The 1,496-nt window shown below is 37.6% G+C and carries 2 protein-coding genes; both read left to right on the plus strand.

What is annotated here, in order from left to right; all coding sequences use genetic code 11:
• Nucleotides 1-94: 94 nt before the first annotated feature.
• Entirely contained in the window at nucleotides 95-1,156 is a 1,062-nt protein-coding gene (locus EP737_RS25095) for a sugar ABC transporter substrate-binding protein (protein WP_246040377.1), read from the plus strand.
• 77 nt (nucleotides 1,157-1,233) lie between these two features.
• On the plus strand, nucleotides 1,234-1,496 hold a 263-nt coding region (locus EP737_RS25100; RefSeq protein ID WP_129732137.1), incomplete at its 3' end, for an ATP-binding cassette domain-containing protein.

Below are 1,496 nucleotides of genomic sequence, written 5' to 3' on the forward strand. Positions count from 1 at the left end.
ACCATTCCCAATTGCGAAAAGAACGAGAGAATATTTAACAAAAATCGGCATGGATTGATGTTTAAGCAATTATCAGCAACAGTATGCTCGATTTGTGAATGATTTGTTTGAGAATGGGGGGGCTGAATATAAGAAGGCAACCCCAAAGGATATTGTGAAATTTAAAAGACATGGATTTTACATTAAAAAAGGGGGTAATGTTTTTATGAAAATAAAGGCACTTATTTTAATGATGATTTGCAGTTTACTCCTATTAGCCGGTTGCGGTTCTTCATCAACGGCAGGTAATGAAAAAGGGCAAATTGTTATTGGTGTTTCACTTCAAAGTTTTAGTGATAAATTTACCACTTACATCATGCAAGGTATGAAAGAGGCAAGTAGCAAAAATAAAAATGTCAAAATCATTTATGTAGATGCACAGAATGATTCCGCGAAGCAATTGTCTCAAGTGGAAACTTTTATTGAACAAGGAGTTAATGCTATTGTCGTGAAACCTGTTGATACGGAAGCAATGGATCCTATGCTAGAACAGGCAAAGGACGCTAAAATTCCACTTATCGGTGTAAACGCGTTGTTTAAAGGAGTTAAAAAGGCTGCATCCTTTGTAGGGTCTGACTCAAAAGAAGCCGGAATTCTTGAAATGGAAGCTGTAGCAAAGCTTTTAAATGGAAAAGGGAATATTGCTATCATGGATGGCGGACTAGGTCACGAGGCTCAAATTAACAGAACAGCTGGATATAAAGAAGTTATTGCTAAATATCCTGATATGAAAATTGTATCGGAAGCTACAGCAGAATGGGATCGCTCAAAAGCAATGAATTTAATGGAAAACTGGCTAAGCTCTGGTCGTAAGATTGACGCGGTTGTAGCCAATAATGATGAAATGGCTATTGGGGCACAAAATACTATTAAGGCTGCTGGGAAACAAGGTCAAATTGTTGTAGCGGGAGTTGATGCTACACCGGATGCTTTGGATTACATCAAGTCCGGCGCTCTTAATGTAACAGTATTCCAAGATGCAAAAGGACAAGGAGGTATGGCGATTGAAACAGCTATTAAGGCTGCTAAAGGAGAAAAGGTTGAAAAGTTGAATTGGATACCTTATCAAGTAGTTACGAAGGATAATGTTGATCAATTTGTTCAAAAATGGAAATAAAAGTAACTTAGCAATATGAGGGACTGCTAGTTTTTATTAGACAGTCCTTCTCTTTTAATCATTGGGGGTGAGCAGAAATGGGTACAGAATATATTTTAGAGCTTGATGGTATTACAAAGGAATTTCCAGGTGTAAAGGCTCTCGACAATATTCAACTGAAGGTACGAAAAGGAACAGTTCATGCCTTAATGGGAGAAAATGGTGCTGGTAAATCCACCTTAATGAAGATTATTTTCGGTGTATATACTCCTGATAGGGGTGCGATTAAATTTAAAGGACAAGAAGTGCAAATTGCTGGTCCTAAGGATGCCTTAAGCAAAGGGATTTCGATGATTCATCA

The organism is Ectobacillus funiculus, from assembly GCF_004138295.1.
Lineage (GTDB): Bacteria > Bacillota > Bacilli > Bacillales > Bacillaceae_G > Ectobacillus > Ectobacillus funiculus.